This is a genomic window from Motilimonas cestriensis (genome assembly GCF_021295315.1).
In the GTDB taxonomy this organism is placed as follows: domain Bacteria; phylum Pseudomonadota; class Gammaproteobacteria; order Enterobacterales; family CBDFNC01; genus Motilimonas; species Motilimonas cestriensis.
Genome location: NZ_JAIMJA010000001.1, coordinates 340,147 through 363,526 on the forward strand (window position 1 = coordinate 340,147; position 23,380 = coordinate 363,526).

The 23,380-nt window shown below is 44.3% G+C and carries 17 protein-coding genes; 8 read left to right on the forward strand and 9 right to left on the reverse strand.

Translation table 11 applies throughout. The features are described 5' to 3' along the window. Nucleotides 1-424 precede the first annotated feature (424 nt). The 3 genes from K6Y31_RS01550 to K6Y31_RS01560 all read left to right on the forward strand — a co-directional run bounded on the left by K6Y31_RS01550 (nt 425) and on the right by K6Y31_RS01560 (nt 7,121). Nucleotides 425-1,255, forward strand: coding sequence for a hypothetical protein (locus K6Y31_RS01550; RefSeq protein ID WP_233051103.1), 831 nt, complete (start codon nt 425-427; stop codon nt 1,253-1,255). Nucleotides 1,256-1,301: 46 nt separating this feature from the next. After that, nucleotides 1,302-5,270, forward strand: coding sequence for a zinc-dependent metalloprotease (locus tag K6Y31_RS01555; RefSeq protein ID WP_233051104.1), 3,969 nt, complete (start codon nt 1,302-1,304; stop codon nt 5,268-5,270). Nucleotides 5,271-5,516: 246 nt separating this feature from the next. Continuing rightward, a complete protein-coding gene (locus K6Y31_RS01560; RefSeq protein WP_233051105.1) occupies nt 5,517-7,121 on the forward strand; it encodes an ABC-F family ATPase in 1,605 nt (534 codons plus the stop codon). Nucleotides 7,122-7,183: 62 nt separating this feature from the next. Here the strand turns inward: K6Y31_RS01560 and K6Y31_RS01565 are convergent, their stop codons facing one another. The 7 genes from K6Y31_RS01565 to K6Y31_RS01595 form a co-directional block, all read right to left on the reverse strand. After that, nucleotides 7,184-7,474 (reverse strand): YkgJ family cysteine cluster protein, encoded by a 291-nt coding sequence (locus tag K6Y31_RS01565; protein WP_233051106.1) that lies wholly within the window; start codon nt 7,472-7,474, stop codon nt 7,184-7,186. Between the two features lie 70 nt (nt 7,475-7,544). Next, nucleotides 7,545-8,186 carry a pyroglutamyl-peptidase I gene (gene pcp / locus K6Y31_RS01570; protein WP_233051107.1) on the reverse strand — a complete coding sequence of 214 codons (642 nt, stop codon included), beginning with the start codon at nt 8,184-8,186 and terminating at the stop codon, nt 7,545-7,547. 78 nt (nt 8,187-8,264) lie between these two features. Then, a complete protein-coding gene (locus K6Y31_RS01575; RefSeq protein ID WP_233051108.1) occupies nt 8,265-9,242 on the reverse strand; it encodes an ABC transporter ATP-binding protein in 978 nt (325 codons plus the stop codon). Next, nucleotides 9,242-10,285, reverse strand: coding sequence for an ABC transporter ATP-binding protein (locus tag K6Y31_RS01580; protein ID WP_233051109.1), 1,044 nt, complete (start codon nt 10,283-10,285; stop codon nt 9,242-9,244). Before K6Y31_RS01580 ends, K6Y31_RS01575 begins: the two co-directional genes overlap by 1 nt. Continuing rightward, a complete protein-coding gene (locus K6Y31_RS01585; RefSeq protein ID WP_233051110.1) occupies nt 10,266-12,074 on the reverse strand; it encodes an extracellular solute-binding protein in 1,809 nt (602 codons plus the stop codon). Before K6Y31_RS01585 ends, K6Y31_RS01580 begins: the two co-directional genes overlap by 20 nt. 110 nt (nt 12,075-12,184) lie before the next feature. Further along, nucleotides 12,185-13,228, reverse strand: a complete 1,044-nt coding sequence (locus K6Y31_RS01590) for an ABC transporter permease (RefSeq protein WP_233051111.1) — start codon at nt 13,226-13,228, stop codon at nt 12,185-12,187. Nucleotides 13,229-13,233: 5 nt separating this feature from the next. Beyond that, on the reverse strand, nt 13,234-14,250 hold the full coding sequence (locus tag K6Y31_RS01595) for an ABC transporter permease subunit (protein ID WP_233051112.1): 1,017 nt from the start codon (nt 14,248-14,250) through the stop codon (nt 13,234-13,236). A gap of 596 nt (nt 14,251-14,846) precedes the next feature. On the opposite strand from K6Y31_RS01595, the gene K6Y31_RS01600 reads away from it, so the two are divergent. From K6Y31_RS01600 to purU, 4 genes are all read left to right on the forward strand, one after another. Continuing rightward, nucleotides 14,847-16,844, forward strand: a complete 1,998-nt coding sequence (locus tag K6Y31_RS01600; protein WP_233051113.1) for a prolyl oligopeptidase family serine peptidase — start codon at nt 14,847-14,849, stop codon at nt 16,842-16,844. Between the two features lie 85 nt (nt 16,845-16,929). Continuing rightward, nucleotides 16,930-18,372 carry a leucyl aminopeptidase gene (locus K6Y31_RS01605; protein WP_233051114.1) on the forward strand — a complete coding sequence of 481 codons (1,443 nt, stop codon included), beginning with the start codon at nt 16,930-16,932 and terminating at the stop codon, nt 18,370-18,372. 182 nt (nt 18,373-18,554) lie between these two features. Then, the gene (locus K6Y31_RS01610; protein ID WP_233051115.1) at nt 18,555-19,028 is read left to right on the forward strand and encodes a YchJ family protein; all 474 of its coding nucleotides are present in this window, start codon (nt 18,555-18,557) and stop codon (nt 19,026-19,028) included. Between the two features lie 32 nt (nt 19,029-19,060). Then, complete coding sequence (gene purU / locus K6Y31_RS01615) at nt 19,061-19,897, forward strand: formyltetrahydrofolate deformylase (RefSeq protein ID WP_233051116.1); 837 nt, start codon at nt 19,061-19,063, stop codon at nt 19,895-19,897. A gap of 43 nt (nt 19,898-19,940) precedes the next feature. Here the strand turns inward: purU and K6Y31_RS01620 are convergent, their stop codons facing one another. Continuing rightward, nucleotides 19,941-20,480: a VC2046/SO_2500 family protein gene (locus K6Y31_RS01620; RefSeq protein WP_233051117.1), complete on the reverse strand. Its 540-nt coding sequence runs from the start codon at nt 20,478-20,480 to the stop codon at nt 19,941-19,943. Between the two features lie 163 nt (nt 20,481-20,643). On the opposite strand from K6Y31_RS01620, the gene K6Y31_RS01625 reads away from it, so the two are divergent. Then, nucleotides 20,644-22,299, forward strand: coding sequence for a response regulator (locus K6Y31_RS01625; protein WP_233051118.1), 1,656 nt, complete (start codon nt 20,644-20,646; stop codon nt 22,297-22,299). A 77-nt stretch (nt 22,300-22,376) separates the two neighbouring features. Here K6Y31_RS01625 and K6Y31_RS01630 read toward each other — a convergent pair whose 3' ends face one another. Continuing rightward, a complete protein-coding gene (locus K6Y31_RS01630) occupies nt 22,377-23,336 on the reverse strand; it encodes a glutathione S-transferase family protein (RefSeq protein ID WP_233051119.1) in 960 nt (319 codons plus the stop codon). Nucleotides 23,337-23,380: the final 44 nt, after the last annotated feature.

Genomic DNA, 23,380 nt, shown 5'->3' on the forward strand with positions numbered 1-23,380 from the left:
TCTTTGCGATTACTTGTTTATCATCCAGAAACAGACATCAAATAAAAACAAATACACTATTGTATTAAATATAAACACACACAGATCCTAAAAATGAAACCCAAAGCAGAGTAAAAAACCATTTTAAACCGAATAAACCCGAACAAATAACAACCCAAAAACATAAAGCAAAATATATAACTAAATAAAACAAAACCAACACTATATAACTCCAAAAATACACTCATTTTTCACTTTCACACTCGAATCACCAGAAGATCCCCAAAGGTTCGCCAAGTGAACCCCTGTCTTACCAAGATAAAAAAATGTTCATTTTTCATTCATTTCAGTTTAAAAATCCCCCTTCTATTTGTATGGGCGTAGATCTATCAAGTGGAAATAGCAAGCACACATAAATAAAAAAAATCATAGAGCAGGCCAAAACATGATATGGAAATTTTCTCAAGGCATTTTGCCCGCTGCACTTTGCTGCGTACTTTCAAATAACGCATTTGCTCAGAGTAGCGAATCGACGGAATCTTCAGTGTTCGATCGCATTTCTGGCTCTATTGCGGTGGACTATTCGCGAAATGCTTATGACAGTGACAGCTATAAAGCACGCCGCTCTACAGGCATTAGCTACGGACTTAGCTACACGACTGAAAATGACATCGCATTGGGTGTGAACGGCCGTACTCAATACAGCTATGACCAAGAAATTGGCTGGTTTCCGCAGGATTACTGGCTATCTATCAGTAAAAGCAACCTCTACCAACCGACCGAATGGCTTACCATTGGCGGCGACATTCGCGCAGCCATTCCAGTGTCTGAATACTCAGACAAAACCAAACTAAATACGGCAGTACGCGGCGCGGTGACCTTTGCTGTTGATTTGTCAGCTTGGGCCGAAGGACTCTCATTTACCTTTCAACCACGTTTGCTAAAAAACTTTCATCAATACAAAACAGCCGGTGGCAGAAACTTAGTTGAATATGATGCAGGCGCATATTATGGCTTAGCGTATGACTACCAAGATTGGACGTTCTCAGCCAGCGCCATCAACAATCATACTTGGACTTATAAGGGTAACTACAACCACCCTTCTATCAGCCATCAAGAATATATCGGTTATCAAGTAACCAGCAAGGTGAGTTTAGGAGTCGGTCACACTAACAGTGTGAGCTTCTTTGATCCTTCTCGTGGTCCATCACCTGTATCACGTTTACTCGATTACAAACATTCAACTTTTTATGCACTAGCTGTTTATTCCTTTTAATAACTATAAAAGTAGAACATCGTAAACACACGAAATGGAGTTATCTATGAAACTAACTAAATTGGCTCTAAGCATTGCGCTTGGCCTATCCCTAGTTGGATGTGGTGCCGGAGATGCACCTTACGACACGTTGGTGAAAGACAAAAACGAAGTAACTGTTACTAGTCTATCTGACGAAGCGCCGATTTATGTTGATGGTGAGGTCGTTGCTGTCCCTATCCCTGGACTATGGTTATACAGACCATCGACTTCATCAGCACCAAGAAACGCAAATATGCTTTCCTATTATGAAAGTGGTGAACAGCTAGTGAAGCTGCACTTAACCCGTGACGGATTAACAGCAGTAAAAGTTGATAATGACATCGTTAGATATGTTACCGATGCAAACGGCAATAAAGTCGCAGAGACCAGTCGCTGGGAAGATCAAATTAATGCCACTCGCGTTTTCGTTATTCCCGGTGAGTACACTTCATACCGCTGTAAAGAGGATGACTACGATGAATGTACTAACGCAGAAGAAAAGGTACCCGAACTCGAATTAGAGTGGTGGGAAAGAAGTTATTTCACACCTGATTACAGCGAGTTTGAATCTTACGTAACAGATGTTAATGAACAATTTAGCAGCGATGCAAAATCCAGCGAAGTAACACATAAACAGATGGATACCAAGGGTGGTGTTATCAACCTTGAAATTCAGCGTCACTTTAAAGACGATATTGGTAAGGCTAACTTCTTCTACTCTTTGGTACGCCTCGATCTCGTATCAGATCCTCAATACACGCCGGTATATGCCTCTGTAAAAGATAAAAATACATTCGGTTTTTTCACCACGGACTTTGAAAAAGCTGACATAGCAGGCTCGATTGGTAATCAAGATACTAAAGGGTCATATGTTGCTCGATTTTCACCCAATAAAGACAGTATTGATTACTATTTAAGTGATTCATTCTTTAAGCCGGGTAACGAAAAATGGTTGCAAGCCACTAAAGAAGCGTTCGCGATCATGGCAACTCAAATGAAAGAAGCAGGAATACCGCCTCTTCATATCATCAACCCAAGCGCCCCTTCAGGCGTTGTTTCTGGCGACTTGCGTTACAATGCAATAAACCTATTTTCTGAGCCGCTCAACGTAGGCTTATTAGGCTATGGTCCATCAGCACAAAACCCACTTACGGGTGAAACAATTAGTGCTTATACCAATATGTATCCAGGCGTAATCAAATCCGGCATCTATAGACAATGGAATCAATTTGCAAGCCTATACAATGAGGGGTCACTTGGTGATCACACTAAGCTTCAAACCGAGATAAAAGAAGGTATTGCTAAAGTACAGCAAATGAAACTGGTCGAAGAAGGTGAAGTCGCTGATAAAGCAACAGATACTTATACTGGAATGATGCCTGACGACTACAGTAAAGAAATGCTAATTCGAAGCCAGCAAAACCTAGTTCGTAAATCTTTAGCTGAAGATCTTAAGAGCCACCCGGCTTATAATGAGTTAAGCACTGATGCATTAAAGCCGATTGAAGATATTCTTGCTGAAGAAAAGCGTAAAGAATTTTGGTCAAGAAACAACATGTTCTCATCTGATAACCTTTGGGTGTCGAGTACTGAGAAGAAAAGCTTACCCGGCTTTGACTTTGTCGCGGAAGGTTTTATAGATAAAACTGGAGATTTTCTCAAACCTTGGGAAGAGTTAAATGATGTTCAAAAACAAAAGGTTATTGATGTTTTTGGCGTTCATAACTACAAAACAACGTTAATACATGAAGTTGGCCACAACCTTGGCCTAAGACATAACTTTAAAGGGTCGTCAGATAAAGCAAACTTCTACAGTGAAGAAAGAGCTGCAGAGCTTGGCTTACGCGGTGCACCGGCGGCAAGCTCTATCATGGACTACGCCCCATCAGAACTTGATATCGAGCCATTGTTTGGCAGTTACGACATAGCGGCACTGCGCTATGCATACAACCGTGAAGTAGAAGACTCAACTGGCTCTTTCCACAGTCTGAAAGACTTTGATGTGAAATACAGCAACTATTTCACTCAATCTGATGCAAATTCTAAAGTAGAACGCTCTGAAATTGGTCCAATTGCACAATTGTCGCTGCATTTAGAGCAACAAGGCCCAGCCACAGAAGAAAACGCACCTATCGCACTAAGAGAATACCAGTTCTGTACCGACGGTAACGTAGGTAGCACTTGGTCTTGTGACCGATTCGATGAAGGCACAACTCCACTTGATAACGCTCGTTATCACTTTAAACGTTTTACCGACATCCACGAGCAATGGAACTTCAGAGGTGAAGATTTTAGTTTCAGAGAAAACAATACTGTTCGTCGCTATTTTTTCATGCGCAACCAACTGCAAGATGTCGCGGTCCATGGCATGAATGGTTGGGGTTTCGTTGAAGCGGCCGCTGAATTTAATGGTTGGAGTGATGGTGATACTTTTGGTACCGCTATGTGTGAAGTTCAGAACAATGGCGAGCCACGTTGGCCTGTTGCTTGTGAACAATACACTGCAGCACAAAAAGCCGGTAAGCTACTGGTCAATGTGCTGGCGACACCAGAAAAAACCTGTCAGGTTAAATTGGCAAATGGCACCTTCAAAAATTTCGAGTTAAAAGACGTTTATAGTTGGGCGGCTCGAGATTTAGGCCCAGCCCACACACTACCAACGAGCTGTTTTGACGAAACGTTAAATGATTACTTTGCTAACAATAAAGTTTACATTGATAGAGCAACACAAAGTGTAGAAATCTATGCTGAGCTTAATGGTGGGCAATTCCTTAACAACCAAACGGCTTGGTCGACTGAGAATCAAGAATACAGCGATTGGACAAACTATGATGAGATTGACGCGTTTGGTGTTTGGTTCTACCGTCCTATAGCAGCGGAACTATTAGCTAACCGAAACCTGATCATCGGTGGCAGTTCAGCCCCTATTGATATTCCATCTGTAAAAGCGAAAGTAGACGAGCTGATCAGTCACTGGCTAACAGGCTCTAATTACAGCGGTTATTTCTTTGTCGACAAAGACGGAAAGGAAGTAACTTCGATGGCCTCTTACAGCCCTGATTATACGAAACAGCTTGCGCCTCGACTATTGTGGCCTGAAAGTTCCATTATGAATTGGTTTGCACAAACTAACCTAAATCAAGAATCGAACTTAGTAGGAACCACAATAAAGCAGTTAGTGAAAAGCTTAGAAACCGAACACCCTGATAAAAAGTTCAGAACATATGAACAAATCCAGGCATTATCGGTGTTTAAGAAGCACGCAGCATCATCACCTAAAAATACACATCTGGAAATTGAGCTAAATGGTGAGGATTACACAGCTGGGCCGCTTAATAAGTTCGCTTATAGCATGATTTCTGAAGCTAAGACTTCACAGATTTTTGCTCAAGAGAAAGTGCTAGATGGACTAAGTTCATTAACGCCAATTAATGAATTTTTGACCTCAAAGGAAACAGCTTGGCAAAATGCTGTAGCCTTAGTAACGGAGCCTACAAATCAAACCAGAATAAACTCTGACCTACAGAGATCTAATCTGCAGATTGCGAATGCTGGTTTCATTATTGATGCAGCTAACTACTATAAAAAGTTCTATATGGAACAAGGCCAAAGTGAAAACGAAGCATTTGGCAGTACGTTATTGCAAACCGTTCGTGAAAGTATTAGATATCAGGTAATTACATCTGCCGTAGATAGTGATAGTTGTATGTTTGCGCTAAAAGACCACACTTGTATTGTAAATAGTCGTGGCACAATAATGCGAGTAGCAGAGAACTTGGTGGCATACCCATTTGACCAAAGCCCTGAGTATGTAGCTGATGCGATAAAGGTCAGTAATGCTTACACAAGCAATTTCCTAACAACGGAAAATTTGGCTAACCCTCTATTTCCGATTAATGCTAAAACTCTTGAAGCATACCGGAGCGGTGGTTTTGAAGAACTTAAGTATAAGCAAATCAAAATGTTGGATAAGTTAGCGGTTGAATATTATTAATCCGCCAATTTAGCTTAATATTATAACTCTTCATTAACTTGAATATAAAAAGCCAGCTAATCTCTAGCTGGCTTTTTTATACAATAAATTTATCCCTCTCTCACCAACATTTAACTCCTTGCAGACCTCTTAATGCTGTATACTTCGCGGCCGTCTTAATCGACAACTTTTTAACATAGTGCAGATTTCACTCAAACTTGTTTGTCATCTGAATGCTTATTTTTAGCTACATAGAGGAACTTGTTTTTGATCTCCACCGCAAACATCACCATGCAATTTGGCCCAGAGCCGTTATTTGAAAATATCTCCGCTAAGTTCGGCCACAACAATCGTTACGGCTTAATTGGCGCCAATGGCTGTGGTAAGTCGACCTTTATGAAGATCTTAAGTGGTGAGCTGACGCCCTCTTCAGGTAATGTGTCTATCACACCGGGCTTAAAAGTGGGCACGCTGAGCCAAGACCAATTTGCCTTTGAGCAATACAGTGTTATTGATACTGTGATCATGGGTGACGTTGCACTGTGGAAGGTCAAACAAGAGCGAGACCGCATTTACGCTAAGCCTGACATGACCGAAGCCGATGGTATGCGTGTCGGCGATTTAGAAAGTGAATTTGCCGAAATGGACGGTTACAGCGCCGAAAGTCGCGCCGGAGAGATCTTACTTGAAGCAGGCATTGAAGAATCATTTCACTACGGTTTGATGCAACAAGTAGCGCCAGGCTGGAAGCTGCGTGTACTTCTCGCGCAAGCGCTGTTCGCCAATCCTGATATCTTGCTACTTGATGAGCCAACCAATAACTTGGACATCCATACCATTACTTGGTTAGAGAATGAACTAAATAAACGTAAATCTACCATGATCATCATTTCGCACGACAGGCACTTCCTGAATGCGGTATGTACCCATATGGCCGATATTGATTATGGTGAACTGCGTATTTATCCGGGTAACTATGAGTACTTCCTTGAGCAATCAAGCTTACTACGTGAGCAATTATTGGCAGGCAACGCGAAAAAGAGCGCCGAAATTGATGAGCTACAAGACTTTGTCAATCGCTTTGGCGCTAACGCATCTAAGGCGAAGCAAGCCAGCTCACGCGCGAAAAAACTCGATAAAATCAAGCTCGATGAAGTGAAGTCATCAAGCCGGATTATGCCGTCTATCAGCTTTGCGCCGGGCAAGAAAATGCATCGCCAAGCACTGATTTTAGAAAACCTCGCCCATGGTTTTGATGAAGGGTTACTGTTCCAAGGCGGCGATTTAATTTTAGAAGCCGGTGCCAAACTTGCCATTATCGGTGAAAACGGCGTTGGTAAAACCACATTTTTACGCTGCTTAGTCAACGAGTTAAGCCAAAAAGAAGGCGTCGTTAAGTGGTCAGAAAATGCCTCTATTGGCTATTGTCCACAAGACAGCGGTAAAGAATTTGATAATGACTTAACCTTAATGGACTGGATGTCGCAGTGGCGTAGACCGATACACAACGATTTAATGGTGCGAGGCATGTTAGGCCGTTTATTATTTACCGATGATGATGCCAACAAAAAAGCCCGCAACTGTTCAGGTGGAGAAAAGAACCGCTTACTGTTTGGCAAGTTAATGATGCAAGACATTAACGTGTTGATCATGGATGAGCCGACTAACCACATGGACATGGAAGCCATCGAAGCCCTTAATAGCGCCCTTAAGGCCTTTGAAGGCACCTTGATATTTGTCAGTCATGACCGTGAATTTGTCTCTTCACTGGCCACGCGTATTATCGACATTAAGGATAAACAAGTGGTTAACTTTCAAGGTACTTTTGACGAGTACCTATCGAGCCAGCAAGAAGCGAAGAAAGTCGCTTAGTCCTAGCCTGAAATAAAAGGCATAGTGCGGAAGCTATGCCTTTTATCAAAACATGAAACACCTTACAGATGTGCCTCTCGTTCCTCAATACATTCATAGGAGCCCATTTCAAATTCCCGACAAATCCACGGCCTCAGCTCATAAATACTGCACATCATGGTGTCGCGATCGAGCGCCGAGCACCAACCATCTTCTAGCCTTAACATGGTTTCACCGCCCCAAGAGTCCACCGCTATGTGCTCTTCGGGGACGCCAGTATCTGAGATAATCATCACTTCAAGTCGGCAGCAACAAGCTTGACAATTGGCGCAGGTGATTTCGGGGGCGGACAGGTTTATTACATCGATAGACATTAACAGTGGCCAGTAACTTAAACTCTCTCATATTACGCCGATAGTGCCGGAATATGAATCGTTATCTCAACTAACACTGAGAGCCAGTAATCACTTGCACCTCTATTTCAGGTGTAGAAAACAAAGCCGCGATAGCGCTCTGAATGCCAAGGGCTTGCTCTGACAGCACCATACTCGGCTTATTCGTACTTTCAGTTTGCTCAGGCAATAGCGGTAAATGGATAAAACCCACCTGCACTTCCCTATCGCGCTGTGAATGCAGCAGCGCATACAACACGTGATTACAAACAAAGGTACCGGCCGTATTGGAAATACTGGCTGCAATCCCTTTTTTTACAATAGCCTGGCGCATGTGTTTGATAGGTAAGGTACTAAAATATGCTGCCGGGCCATCCTCAACAATCGCTTGGTCTAACGGTTGTTGTCCCGCATTATCGGCAATCGGAAAATCATCTACATTAATCGCCACGCGCTCAAGAGTAATGTCAGGGCGACCTGCGGCTTGGCCCAGTACAATCACTACATCAGCTTGATATCGGTCGATTAATTGCAATAACTTAGCATGAGCCTTTTGCCCTACGACGGGTATTTGATGGCAATAGATTTGACCGCCCGCTAAGCTCAAATTGGCCAATGTGGGTAAGATTTGGCTGGCAGGGTTAACAGTTTGTCCGTTAAACGGTTCAAAACCCGCCACTAAAATCGTTTTCATAGTCATACTTCAACTAACGTTAAGCATAAAAAAACGCCGCCCAACAAAAATGTTCGACGGCGTCAAGGACAACTGGCTCTAAGGGCTTGGCGACACCAAGTGACAAGAGGCTTGATGGCCGTTTTCACCTACGCTTACCAGCTCAGGTCGCTGCTCGCGACATAAATCCGTGGCGTGCATACAACGGGCATTGAAATGGCAGCCAGCAGGTGGATCCATCGGTGAGGGTACGTCCCCTTTGAGGATAATGCGTTTGTTACGTAAACGCGGGTTAGGGATTGGAATAGCCGAGATCAACGCTTGAGTATAAGGGTGCTTTGGCTCTTTATATAAGGTCTCTGCATCACCAATTTCAACAATTTTGCCTAGGTACATCACCGCAATACGATCGGAGATGTGTTTAACTACCGACAAATCATGGGCAATAAATATCAGTGCTAAGTTCATCTCTTGTTGTAAATCGAGTAACAGATTCACGATTTGCGATTGCACTGACACATCCAATGCTGAAACCGCTTCATCACAGACAATAAGTTTGGGTTTTAACGCAATAGCACGAGCAATACCAATGCGCTGACGCTGGCCACCAGAAAACTCATGAGGGTAGCGATCGGCTGCGGTTTTTGGCAAGCCCACTTTCACTAATAGATCTTCTACCCACATGCGGCGCTCTTCTGGCGTACCAATGCCGTGGATCTCAAACGGCTCAGCCATAATGCCGCCAACGGTGTGGCGCGCATTTAAGCTTTCCATTGGGTCTTGAAAGATGATCTGCATTTCTTTACGCAAATCAGCCATCTCTCTAACGGGCAAGTCAGTAATATCACGCCCTTCAAAGAATATTTTGCCTGAGGTGGGTTCATATAGCTTAAGTAACGTCCGGCCTACCGTACTTTTACCACAGCCCGATTCACCCACCAGCCCTAATGTTTCGCCAGACTTAACGTCTAAACTGATGCCATCAACGGCATACACGTACTTATTTTTAGAAAACAGACCTCCGCCAATAGCAAAGTGCTGCTTAAGATCGCGAATCGATAATACAACATCACTCATTAGCTTAACTCCTTTAGCCTTAGGCAACTCACCATATGATCCTCAGCCACCATTTCTGGCTGCGGCGTTTGGCTTTCACACTTATCTTGCCGATCAGGACAGCGATTGTAAAAGCGGCAACCTTTAGGCATATCCGCCAGTGAGGGCACTGAGCCTTCAATGGTGTTTAACCGTGTTTTTGGTTTGTCATCAAGGCGAGGGATCGAGTTAAGCAAACCACGGCTGTATGGATGACGAGGGTTTTCAAATAGCTCGAACACGTTGGTTTTCTCGACAGCTCTACCAGCATACATCACTACCACTTCATCACAAATTTCCGCCACGACGCCTAGGTCGTGGGTAATAAAGATGATGGCCATGCCAGTTTCTTGCTGTAAGTCTTTCATCAAGCTTAAAATTTGCGCTTGGATGGTCACATCTAATGCTGTGGTTGGCTCATCAGCAATCAAAATATCCGGCTTACACGCAAGGGCAATGGCAATCATTACGCGCTGGCGCATCCCGCCAGAAAGCTCATGAGGATAAACATCAAAGCGTTTTTCAGGCGCCGGAATGTCTACTTTTTTCAGCATTTTAATCGCTTCAATTTTGCGCTGTTGCTTGTTAAATTCAGGGCGATGTAAGCGGAACACTTCACAAAGCTGATCACCAATAGTATGCACTGGATTCAATGCGGTCATTGGCTCTTGGAAGATCATCGCGATGCGGTTGCCACGCATTTCATAAAGCTTTTCTGGCGGTAACTTAGTCACATCTTGGCCTTGATACAGCACTTCGCCACCGGTCACTTGGCCATGAGGACGCGGTAATAGGCCCATGATTGATAGCGATGTGACACTCTTGCCACAACCCGACTCGCCCACGATGCCAATAGTTTGGCCGCGTTTAGCTTGAAAGCTTACGCCATCAAGCACTTTCACTGGGCCTTGCTCCGTAGTGAAGGTCGTCTCTAACTGACGAACATCTAGTACCACTTCACCTAATAAAAGCGTACGCTCTTCTCGCTCTGTCATTGAGCTTTGGTTAGATTTTAAAGGTTTCATCTATCTTCAACTCCGGCTCAAAAGTTTTACGCTTTTTCTTGGCTCTTAACACGGCTTTTTTCTCTTCTTCGTCAATCCAGAACAGACCAAAAGTAGTGGCCCCACTTAGACGAAACATTTCACGCGAAGAGCGAGTAATCGGCACTTCAGGTAAATGGACCCAGCGCCAATGTGCCGCTCGAGAGGTAGACTCTTGGTAACCGGGAATAAACATCGCTTGTTCATGCAATATATGTTGGATTTGTTTGGCTTGCTTAATACGCGTATCCACATCAAATTCGGTGCGATAAGCTTCTATTAATTTATCCAACTCAGGATCCGCAGTGTTGGTGGTGTTATTTGTATTGTTTTGCCCGACATGAATAGAATGGAAGAACTGCCAATAAGCCGGCGCCAATACGCCCACTCCCCATCCACCCCAATAGGCTTGGTGCTTATTCTCGCCAACAGTACGAATACGGGTAGTGAAGTCCACTTTATTAAGCACTAAATCGACACCGGCTTTTTTCGCTTCTTCACGTAAAATAACCATCAAATCGTTACGCTCATCACCGCTATACATCAGCTCTACCGATAGGGTTTGACCGTTTTTAACGCGGGTCCCCACATCGTTTCGCTCAGCCCAACCCGCTTTTGCAAAATATTCCGCGGCCTTTTTCAAATCAAACTCGCGCGGTTTTATATCCGCTTGATATTCACCATTCCCCGACGTGAACTGTGGTAGACGCTGTACATCGCCACGCAGCGCTTTATCAATGCCTTTTTGCATGTTGATCGCGTGTTGCAAACCAAGGCGCACGTTAATGTCAGACAGAATTGGCGACTGAGTATTAAGGTAAATGCCCCAAGGAATACGAGGCTTGTCGTTATACGCTAGCGTGCGCTTAATATAACCGTTAGCAAACTCTCGTTTTTTGGTTTTTTCGTGCCAGTAAATCGGCTCTGGCATTTCGAAGGTATCTAGCTTGCCTTTTAAAAAAAGCTTATAAGCAATGGCTTTATCACGGATCACCTTGATGCGAATTTTGTCGACATTAAAGCGGTTTTTCTGGAACTTTAAGTCCTTTGCCCACCACTCTTTATTGCGCGTAAGGGTAACGGTTTTACCTTTTTTAAACTTAGATAAAATGTAAGGCCCAGTATTCGGTGCCACTTCCCAGTTGGCTTCTTTCACCCAGTTTTCACCAATACGGCCCTTATAAAAGTGCTCTGGCACTGGTGTGATGCTGGTTGAGCCAATTAGCTCTCGCTTTTCTTTCGCTTCACCCAGGGTCACTGAAATGGTGTAATCATCATACTTGGTCACGTTCACCAATTGATTGGTGTAATATTCGTGGTACCAGGGCGCCTTAATATTAGGATTTAGGTGAAACTCGCGCGCATAAACAAAATCATCTGCTGTTACTTTTTCGCCGTCAGACCAACGCGCATTAGGGTTCAGTTTAAAATAAACCGTTTTAAAATCATCTTTCACCGCCCAATCCGTGGCAATTTGCGGAATGTATTCTTTCGTATTGGGGTGAAGCATCGTCAACCCCATTTGATTAGCTAGAATATACTCACGAAACTCACCGTTGGAGTTTGGTCCAACCACGCGAAATGTCGGCGGGTAACTATCAGCAAACAGACGCAATGTACCGCCTTTTTTAGCTTGGTCCGAGGCAAATACTGGCTGATCATTATTATTTTCCCAAACCAAGTTTCCCGGTAATTCGGCGCTATAAGCCGCAGCAGTAAATAGGCTGGCGATAGCAAAAACGGCATGATGTAATCTAAGACTTAACTTCATAATCTGTCCTTTTACTTGTTCTCCATAACGCTGTTCGCCAACGAGCAAAAATGGCGATAGCGGCGGTTAATCTGGCGCTTAACACTCACTTGACGCGCCAGCTCACCTCGTTAGATATATTTAGTATGCTTTTTCGGGTCAAACGCTTCGCGAATGGCTTCACCAACAAAGGTAACCATGGTGAGCACCAATACAATGGCGGTTACCACCGAGGCCACAATCCACACCGCGTCTAAATTATCCTTACCTTGCGACAACATCTCCCCCCAACTCGGCGTTGGCGGCGCAAGTCCCAAGCCTAAGTAGTCTAATGAGGTAAGTAAGGTTAAATTACCCACGATAGTAAATGGTGCCATCGTCACTATCATCATCAAGGTATTAGGCATGATATGTTTAAAAATAATCCGCGCAGTGGATGCCCCTTGCGCTTTCGCAGCCATCACGTATTCACGCGCCTTTTCTTTATAGGTCAAGGTACGCATATACCAAGTCATCGCGGTCCAGTTAAACATCACAATGATCATGACAAAGAGCCAGAAGTTAGAGCCAAATATCGACACGATGATCATGATCACATAGATACCCGGTAGTTGGCTCCATATCTCAATGATACGTTGACCGAACAAGTCGACCTTGCCACCCCAGTAGCCCATAAAACAGCCTACCGTGACACCAATGGCATAACAGATCGCCATCACCAAAAAGGCAAAACCCATGGCTAAACGAAAACCATAGATCAACCGCGCAGCGACATCACGGCCATAAGTATCGGTGCCGAGGTAATGCTTATCTTCGAAAGAAGGTGCCGTTGGTGGGTATTCGTCTTCCGAATAAGTATTTTCAAATGGGTTATAAGGAATGATCGGCATCACTATCCAGTTATCGCCGCCGCCTTGCTCAAATTGCAATTGCAGTTCGCGATACTTGGTTTCGTAAGCGTAATCAAGGCCAAATGTTTTCCCCGGATAAACATCGCTGTAAGTTGGGAAGTACCAATTGCCTTCGTAGCTCACCACTATGGCACGGTTGTTTACCCACAGCTCAGCAAAGGCTGACAGCATCATTAAAATAAATAGAATGATGGCGGAGTAATAACCGCGTTTAATAGATCGAAAACGATTAAGTTTTTTCAGGGTTAATGGATTTAATTTCATGTCATCTACTTCCCAAACTTAACGCGTGGATCGACTAACGCAACACAGATATCCGACAAGATATTCCCGATCATCATGGCAATAGAGGTCATCACCAAAATGCCCATCACCACTGGGTAATCGCGCTGCAGTATCGCGTCGTAACCCAATAAGCCAATACCGTCGATATTGAATACGGCTTCGATAAGGAATGAACCGGCAAAGAACACACTCACTACCGCACCAAAGTGGCTAGCAATAGGGATTAAGCTATTACGTAATGCATGTTGTTTTAATGCTTTGTCAAAAGGCAAGCCTTTGGCAATCGCAGTACGGACATAGTCTGCCGACAGGTTTTCCATTAACGAGTTTTTCATGGTCATGGTTAAAATGGCAAAGTCGCCAATGGCGTAAGCCATCAAGGGCAACACGGCATGCCAGAGGATTTCGTAAATCTGTTCGCTAAGCGTTTCTAAGTCCTCGAATTCATCACTGACAAAACCGCCAAATGGAAACCATTCCAGCTGGAATGAAAATACCGTTAACAGCAAAATGCCGACCACAAAACCGGGCAGCGCAAAGCCGACAAATATCGCAATGGAGGATAAATTATCAAACCAGCTACCATGATAGCGTGCCTTGGCTATCCCTAAGGGAATGGAGACGCCATAACTAATAAGAAATAGACAAACGCCATAAAAGGTTGAAACAGGGAGACGATCAAGAATCAAATCGAGTACTGGATCTTGATAAAAGGTCGATGCACCTAAGTCACCTTGCAGTAACTTTCCCATCCAGTCGACGTAAGCCTGCCAAACGGGTTTATCCATGCCATAAAATGCACTTAGCTCCGCTAATTGCTCTTCTGACAATGAATTGTTGCTCATGCTGCTGCCTTGAGACAAGCTCATTTGCTGCATTTCAGCAATGGCGCGTTCCATTGGCCCACCGGGCACAAAACGAGTAATGGTAAATACCAATACGGTGATACCAATAAATGTAGGGATAACCAGCAATAAACGCCGGATAAAATAGGCTAGCACAACCCTCTCTCCTTTTTGAGCTAATGGTTCGTTATGAACCAGTACTGCCGACTCAGAGCAAACAATTATGTTGCCTGATAAAGCTTAACCGAGCACCATCCTGACCACATTGACTCATACCATGCCAAAATGTGAATCAGCTCTGCCGACTCAGACCAAACAACTAAGTAGCCTGATGAAACTAAAGTGAACATCCTCCTGATCACTTTAGAATTGGCGCATTCTAGCACGTCATTTCCTTTGCCTTACTGCGGTCACACCTAAAACCTCACTGCGCGATACGCAGAGTATCAGTAAATGATCCCAGTTATGGGCTATAAAGTTAATCGGACGAAAAGCAAGGGACAAAATCGCGTTTATACCACATAATCGACTATTTATAAGTGACAATAATTCTCAATTAACACTTATGAATCACGCTGCTCTGGCCTCACTGAGTGCGCCTCTAGAGCTTATTAATAGACACTTTGTTAACTCAATGCGCCTAGTGTTAGGCCTTAATTGATCCAATTTGGCATTATCCCACTAGATTGATAGGCATCTGTTTCTCGATTTTGGTAATACGGATAACCAGTTAGCCTTTATATGGAGTACACATGGAACAAGATAACTATTTATGGCTAGAAGAAGTGGAAAGCCAACTTGCGTTAGATTGGGTAAGGGAACAAAACCAACGTAGCCAAGCCGAGTTAGAGCAAATCCCCGTATTTAAGCCATTTCAAGATGCGATCTTAAGCAGCTTAGAAAACGACCAAAAAATCCCTTATGGCACGCGCCGCAACAGCGATTACTTCAACTTTTGGCAAGATAAAGACCATGTTAAAGGCATATGGCGTAAAACCGCTTTTGCCGATTTTGTATCGGGCACACCACGCTGGCAAACCTTGCTTGATCTTGATGCCTTGAATAAACAAGAGCAAGCGAATTGGGTTATCGGCGCCATTGATGTGCTAGCACCAGAGCATAACAAAGCCTTGATTAAACTGAGTCCGGGGGGCAGTGATGCTGGGATTGTCCGCGAATTTGATCTGGTCTCTAAAACATTCCTGAGCGATGGCTTTCACTTACCTGAAGCCAAGAACATGGTCACTTGGGTTAATGAACAGCAAATAATAGTGGCAACGGATTTTGGCCCAAACAGCCTGACAGATTCAGGCTATCCGGCACAAGTTAAGCTATGGCACCGCCAAACTTCTCTTAATGATAGTAAGTTATTACTTACCATTCCAACCTCGGAAATGGGCCTTTTCACCTTCCGTTTAGAGCAAGACGATCAATCATACACGGGCGTGAGTCGCTGTATTGATTTTTTCCATCACCGCACTTATATCCTTGTAAGTCAGCAATTAATCGAGCTGCCCTTACCTGAACAACATGATATTCAAGGCCTATTTAACGACCATTTACTGGTCAGCTTAAAGGCCGATTGGCTTGGATTCAAACAAGCCGATTTAATTGCACTGCCAATGGCAAGCCTATTGTGTCAGCAACCTGAGCCGACCCTAGTCTATCGCCCTAGTAGTAAAGCGGCGATCCAGCGTGTCACGCCGGCCAAAAACGTACTCTATGTTGAGCTGCTTGAAAACGTCAGTTCGCGTTTACTTTGCCTAGACAAAAATTGGCAAGTCAGTGATCTCACGCCACAAGCAAACTTAAGTTTATCGGTCATTGATGCCAGCGAAGAAGACGACAGCGTGCTGGTTAAGGCCGAGGGCTTCCTGCTGCCTGAATCGTTGTTTTTGCTCGCGCCAAATCAACCACCACAAATGTTGCGCCAATTAGCGCCACAATTTAATGCCAGCGACCTGCAAGTAGAGCAACACTGGGTTAACTCAAAAGACGGCACACAAGTCCCCTACTTCCTGATTGCGAAAAAAGATCTGGAGCTCAACGGTACGACCCCCACTATTTTGTATGGTTATGGCGGCTTCGAAATTGCATTAAAGCCAAGCTATCTTGCGCATGCGGGTAAAACTTGGCTCGCACAAGGGGGCGCATATGCCATCGCCAACATCCGCGGAGGTGGCGAGTTTGGCCCGGCTTGGCATCAGGCAGCTCTCACTCATCAGCGCCAACGCGCCTATGATGACTTTTTTGCTGTTGCAGAAGATTTAATCAATCGTAAGGTGACCCAACCAAAACACCTTGGCGCAATGGGCGGCTCAAATGGCGGCTTGTTAATGGGGGTATGCTTGACTCAACGCCCTGAGCTGTTTAATGCTATCAATATTCTGGTACCCTTACTGGACATGAAACGCTTTCATCTACTTTTAGCCGGTGCCAGTTGGATGGCAGAATATGGCAATCCTGATATTGCAGAAGATTGGGCAGTTATCAAAACCTACTCGCCTTATCAAAACTTAGTTACCAATCGCCACTATCCAAAAGTGTTGTTGAGAACGTCAACCAAGGATGATCGCGTTCATCCTGCCCACGCCCGTAAGCTGGCAGCTAAAATGGCGGAGCTAGGCCACCCATTTTTCTACTATGAAAATATAGAAGGTGGCCATGCTGGCGCGGCAGATTTAAAACAAAGCGCCTACACCAAAGCCATGGATTTTGCCTACTTCTGGCATCGCCTAGGCCACGAATAAAACACGCTAATAATTAAAACCTAATCCGCTGGTGAGACCAATCTAGCCTCACCATGTAATACAACGAAATAAACTGAGTGGTAATATGAATTTTATTTTTGCAACACCAGAACAAGCCACAACGGGCACCCTTGTGGTTCCTGTATTTAAAGACGATCTTAGCGCCCTCTCGGGTTTATCGTCCGAAGTGCAAATAAAAGCCTTAATTGAACAAGAGCAAATCAGCACCAAAGCCGGAGTTGTTACTCCCTTTTTCAACACAGAGCAGTCGCTGGTGCTTGTTGGCGCTGGCAAACGTGAAAAATTCAGTGAAAATGAACTACTCAAATTAGTACAAAGCTTAGCGGTCGCACTAAAAGAGAGCCAAACTCAAGTCAGTTTATTAGTTGATGTCTTAGTGCCAGCAAAACGCGATATTGACTGGACCCTTACGCAGATCACGCAACAATGGTTAAGCAGCTTATACAGCTATGACATCACTAAATCAGAAAAAGCGCCAGCCACTAAAACCGAGTTATTGGCTTTTGTCACCACCAATGCCAATGATGCTGCCGTCACTTTAGGGCAAGCCATCGCCAATGGAATGAATGTCACCAAAGAGCTGGGCGATTTGCCTTCAAATATTTGTACACCGACCTACCTTGCCGAATTTGCCGCTAAGCTGGCTGAGCAGCACAACGAGTTTGAAATAGAAGTGCTTGAAGAAAGTGACATGGAAGCCTTAGGCATGGGCTCATTCCTGTCCGTATCAAAAGGCAGCGATGAAGCCGCCAAGCTGATTGTGCTGCAATACCAAGGCGGTAAGGCCAATGAAGCCCCGCACGTATTAGTTGGTAAAGGATTAACCTTTGACAGTGGTGGCATTAGCTTAAAGCCGGGCGCTGGCATGGAAGAAATGAAGTACGACATGGGCGGCGCAGCGGCCGTGCTGGGTACCATGCACACCCTATCCGAACTTAAACCCGCGTTAAACGTGGTTGCTATCATCGCCGCAGCCGAGAACATGCCTTCGGCACGTGCCTCTAAGCCGGGTGACGTGGTCACCAGCATGAGCGGTAAGACCATTGAAATCATCAATACTGACGCCGAAGGCCGCTTAGTATTAGCTGACGCTCTCACCTACGCAGAGCGTTTTAACCCCGCTAGTGTGGTTGATATTGCGACATTAACCGGTGCGGTGATCGTCGGTCTAGGGGTGCACCCCACAGCGGTTTATGCTAATGATGATAGCTTAAGCAACGAGCTGTTAGCGGCGGGTAATGAGTCTTGGGATCGCGGTTGGCCAATGCCATTGTGGGATGATTACGCGGCTGAAATTACCTCACCGTTTGCTGATTTACGCAATACCGGCTCAATTGCTCGCGCAGGTGGCTCGATCACTGCAGCGATGTTCCTAAAAGCCTTCGCTGAAAAATACACCTGGGCACATTTAGACATCGCGGGTACAGCGTGGCAAGGCAGTAAAGGCTCAACGGGTCGTCCGGTGCCAATGCTGACGCAATACTTACTTGCAAAGCAAGCAAAGTAAGATCTATTCGCTCAGCTTATTGAAACCATAGGCTGAGCTTAAATAGCTGAAATAACACAGCAGTTAGCCACTCGGTTGACTGCTTCTTGATCTATTGTAGTAGTTTCGTGCTTTTTTCTTCCCCTTCGTGACTTCATTATCCTGCTTAACCTGTGCATAATAGCGCCGTTAAGGAGAATTAAATGACCCGCTGCCACTGTGGTAATGATTTACCGTATGAAAAATGCTGCCAACCGTTACATTTAGGTGAACTTGCAGCCCCCACTTGTGAAGCGCTAATGCGCTCGCGTTTTAGTGCTTATATCGAGCAATTAGGGGAGTATTTATTTAACACTTGGCACCCCGATTTTCGTGCCGACTTAACACCCGAACTATTAGCTCAATCAGGTAAAGAAACCGATTGGCGCAGCTTACAGATTTTCGCCAGCCAAGGTGGGCCGAATGACAACCAAGGCACGGTTGAGTTTCGCGCTTGGTTTATAGCGGACAATACACTGCAATATCATCACGAAGTGTCAAACTTTACGCGTGTTGCAGGCGCTTGGGTGTATACCGACGGGGCATTTAATCCTAATAAAAAATCGCTGCTACCGGGGCGTAATGATCCTTGCCCTTGTATGAGTCAGAAGAAATTTAAAGCCTGTTGTGGCAAATAATTAATTAAAAACAATTTGAGTTGAGCACTAAGATGGAACGTAAAATACTGTTAACCGATTGCCAAGATCAAAAAGGCCTAATCGCGCAAATCACCAATATTTGTTACAAACACCAGCTAAATATCATTAAAAACAACGAGTTTGTGGATAACGATTTCGGCCGTTTCTTTATGCGTACCGAGCTAGAAGGCCACTTTAATGATGCGACCTTTTTAGCCGATATTGATTCAGCACTGCCGAAAGGCGCCAACCGCAACTTAGTTCAAGCTGGCCGTAAACGCATTGTAATTATGGTGACCAAGGAAGCTCATGCCCTTGGTGATATCTTAATGAAGCAAGCTTACGGCGGCATGGATGTTGAGATTGCAGCAGTGATAGGTAACTACGATGCATTGGAAGACTTAGTGACTAAGTTTGATATTCCTTATCACACCGTGAGTCACGAAGGCTTATCTCGCCCTGAGCACGAAGCCAAAATTGTTGAACTGATCAATCAATATGAACCAAACTATGTCGTGTTAGCGAAGTACATGCGGATATTAACGCCGGAGTTTGTGGCTAACTACCCCAATAAAATCATCAATATACACCATAGCTTCTTACCTGCTTTTATCGGTGCCAGCCCGTATAAACAAGCGTTCGATCGCGGCGTTAAAATCATTGGCGCGACCTCGCACTTTGTTAACAACGACCTAGATGAAGGCCCTATCATTACCCAAGACGTGATCCACGTTGATCATAGTTTTAGTGCGCAAGACATGGCAAAAGCAGGTAAAGACGTGGAAAAGTTAGTATTAACGCGCGCATTGTCGCTGGTGTTAGATGAGAAAGTGTTTGTTTACGGCAATAAAACCGTGGTATTCAGATAATCGTTTTCAACAACAAAACAAGGCCTGTTCAATCAGGCCTTTATTACGCCACCAAATCCAGTTTGTTAAGCTTTAACTCTTTATTGTAATCAAAGCCTTCAATAATCTGATTCATACTTATGTCGTCATATTTAACAGGCTCTGGCACGATTTTGTTTAACTTTTCCATCCACTGCAAGCGCGCTTTAAGACTAACGTTATCTAATACTTCTTGGCCCAAACCGCCAGTAGGATCGTTTTGACATAAAGGCGTCGGTTGTAATAACTGCTGTAAACGGACACTCGCATTCAGGCCTTGTGCTGTTAACTCGCTGAACGACTTAGCTCTATCCGCTGAAATACCAGGACCACGAATCGGAACAGGCTTACCTAGACCAAATTCAGCCCGTAAATCAGCCTCTGGTTTTTTCATCATTGGTTTATCAGCTAAACCAAATTGAGGCAACTCAGGTACGTCAGCGCAAAGCATGCTTAGCAACAACGAGAACTGCGCTCGATGTCCGTGATGAATGGCTTGGTTAAGGCTTTGCCCTAACTGCAATTCATCGGTAAGCAAATGTTGGCGAATTTGTCCTGATATCATCTCATCACGCAAGTTAGCAAGGTTAAGATTTATATCGGCGTAACCAAAGAAAACATGAATAAATATTTATCTTCACTTTATAATGCAAGCTGTACCTTTTTTTGACTACACTTTTGTGGCTGGCTTAAATTGAAAAAGCACTGAATAAAACTAGGAAACACCATTGGAATCAGAAGTTTATAGTTACCACAAAAAGAAAGTGCTAATCGTTGACGACCAACGCGCTTTCCAAGTCATGTTAAAAGCCATGCTCACTAACTTAGGCTGCGGCTCTGTTTATTTTGCCGATACGGCTGAAGCCGCAGTAAAGCTATGTCGTGAAATCCCCTTTGACTTGCTGTTAGTCGACTATAACTTAGGCTCAGGTAAAAATGGTCGCCAGTTACTCGAATACCTGCGTAACCACAATCTAGTCAGCGTTGATGCGATCCTATTTATTGTAACAGGCGATAACTCTCGTTCGATGGTACTCACCGCCCTGGAACTTGAGCCAGATGATTATTTGATGAAACCCTTCTCGGGTCATCAGTTAGATACTCGAGTGCAACGTTGCTACCGGAAAAAAGCCGATTTAGTCGATATTTATACCGCCCTAAGGGAAAAAGAATACGATAAAACAGCCGCTTACTGCCGACGTAAACTTAAAGAAGATACGCGATACAAAAATTACTGCCGTAACTTAATGGCTGAGATGCTGATCCGCACAGAGCGCTACGATTCGGCGCAAGTCTTGCTAGAAAAAATTGTTGAACAACGCGAGTTTACTTGGGCCTGTATTACCTTAGGTAAAGTGTATTTTCTGCAAGAAAAGTACGACAAAGCGATCACCACCCTCGAGAAAGTGATCAAATCTAATGCCTTACTGATTGATGCCTATGAATGGTTAGGACGAGCTTATGAGGCCAAAGGTAATCCAGAAAAAGCACTGAGCATAGTCACTCGGGCGGCAGAGTTAGCCTATCACAGCATTGATAGGCATAAACTGTTAGCGCGCCTTGCCACCGATGCTCAAGAATTCGACATGGCAAAAGACAGCTTTGGTGCCATTTTGCAGCTTTCGCGTAACTCGTTTTACCCGGCTGTTGAACATTTAGCCAACTACGTGCGCAGTATTTTAGAAGCAGCAAAACACACGGAAGATCCTCATCGTAGAAATCGTATCCTACAAGATGTGCATTCTGCTTTATTTAAAGGACGCCATGAAGAAGGTCGCCAAGAAGATTTTGATTTTGATATGTACGAAAATATTTGCCACGCCCGCGTACATGAAGCCAAAGGTGAAATGCTAAAAGCTAAGCGTACCTTATTACATGCTATTGAACCTATTTTAGAGCAGCATGATGATGCATCTACCGCCATTTTAGCAGAGTCAATGTTAGCCTTAGCGGGCATCGGTGAATATGAGTATGCCGAGGTAATGGCCGATACCTTAGCGACACGCGATGTACTTGATGATGTCACCAGTAAAACATTGGAAAAAGTCTCTCAAGGTGAAATGAAAGACACCTTAGCAGCGTTTAAAGATCTTAATAAAATGGGTAAACAAGCTTACGAACATGGCGATTATGAGGCCGCGCGTGGCTATTTTGATCGCGCCTTGAAAAAAGCGCCTATGAACTCAGGCGCGGCGGTTAATAAACTTCAAGCCAGTATAAAATTGTTAATTGCCGATAAAAAACAAGCGCGCAAGTACATTGAAGAGTGTGAAAGCTGTATCAATACACTTGAAGGGGTGCCGTTGTCTGGCGCGCACAGAGAACGATTTTTAGCCTTAAAGGCTGATTTTCATCAAGCGGCTAAAATGCCGGGGAAAAAATAACACAGCAAAAAGCAGGTAATATTTTTTATTTATTACCTGCTGAATGTTTACTGCTAACGGCTTTGCCCTACTATTTTCTAAACCTGTTCATCGCGCAGATGGGGCGAATCAAAATCCAGTTTAGGCCCAACAGGCACCACTTGAGTGGGATTAATCATGGTATGGCTAAAGTAATAATGGCGCTTAATGTGCGCCATATTGACTGTGTCAGCGATACCATGCATTTGATATAGCTCTTTTAAATAGCCTTGTAGATGTGGATAATCGGCAATGCGCTTATGATTACACTTAAAATGCCCGACATAGACCGCATCAAACCGCACTAACGTAGTGAATAAACGCCAGTCCGCTTCAGTCAAGGTATCCCCCACTAGATAGCGCTGTTTGCTCAGTAAGCTATCAAGATGGTCAAGCTCATCAAACAATGTTACAAACGCCTGCTCATAAGCCTCTTGAGTGGTGGCAAAACCACATCGATAGACGCCATTATTCACTCGCTCGTACACTCTTTGGTTAATCGCCTCTATTTCTGGCCGTAGCGCGAGTGGGTAATAATCTTGTTCATTACCGGTTAATGAGTTAAATGCTGAGTTAAAAATACGAATAATCTCAGCCGACTCATTATTGACGATGGTCTGGGTTTGTTTGTCCCATAAAATAGGCACTGTCACTCGCCCCGTGTAGAGCGGATCAGCTTTTTGATAAATTTGATAGAGGTAGTCATTGTGATATAGGTCATCCACCAGCCCCGCTTGTTGGTCAAACTCCCAGCCATTTTCAAGCATGTCAGGGCTAACCACAGAGACACTGATATGCTCGGTCAGATCTTTTAGTTGACGAAAAATCAAAGCGCGGTGCGCCCAAGGACAAGCCAAAGAAACATAAAGGTGATATCGCCCAAACTCAGCAAAAAAGCCTTTTTCGCTATCGGGTTCGATTTGATGACGAAACTGACTTTGCTCTCGCTTGAATTCACCTTGGCTTTTTTCAGTGTCATACCACTGGTCTCGCCACTGGCCTTTTACTAATAATCCCATAAATCCTCCCTTGCTAGTTTAATAAGTGTAATTTATACAAATTC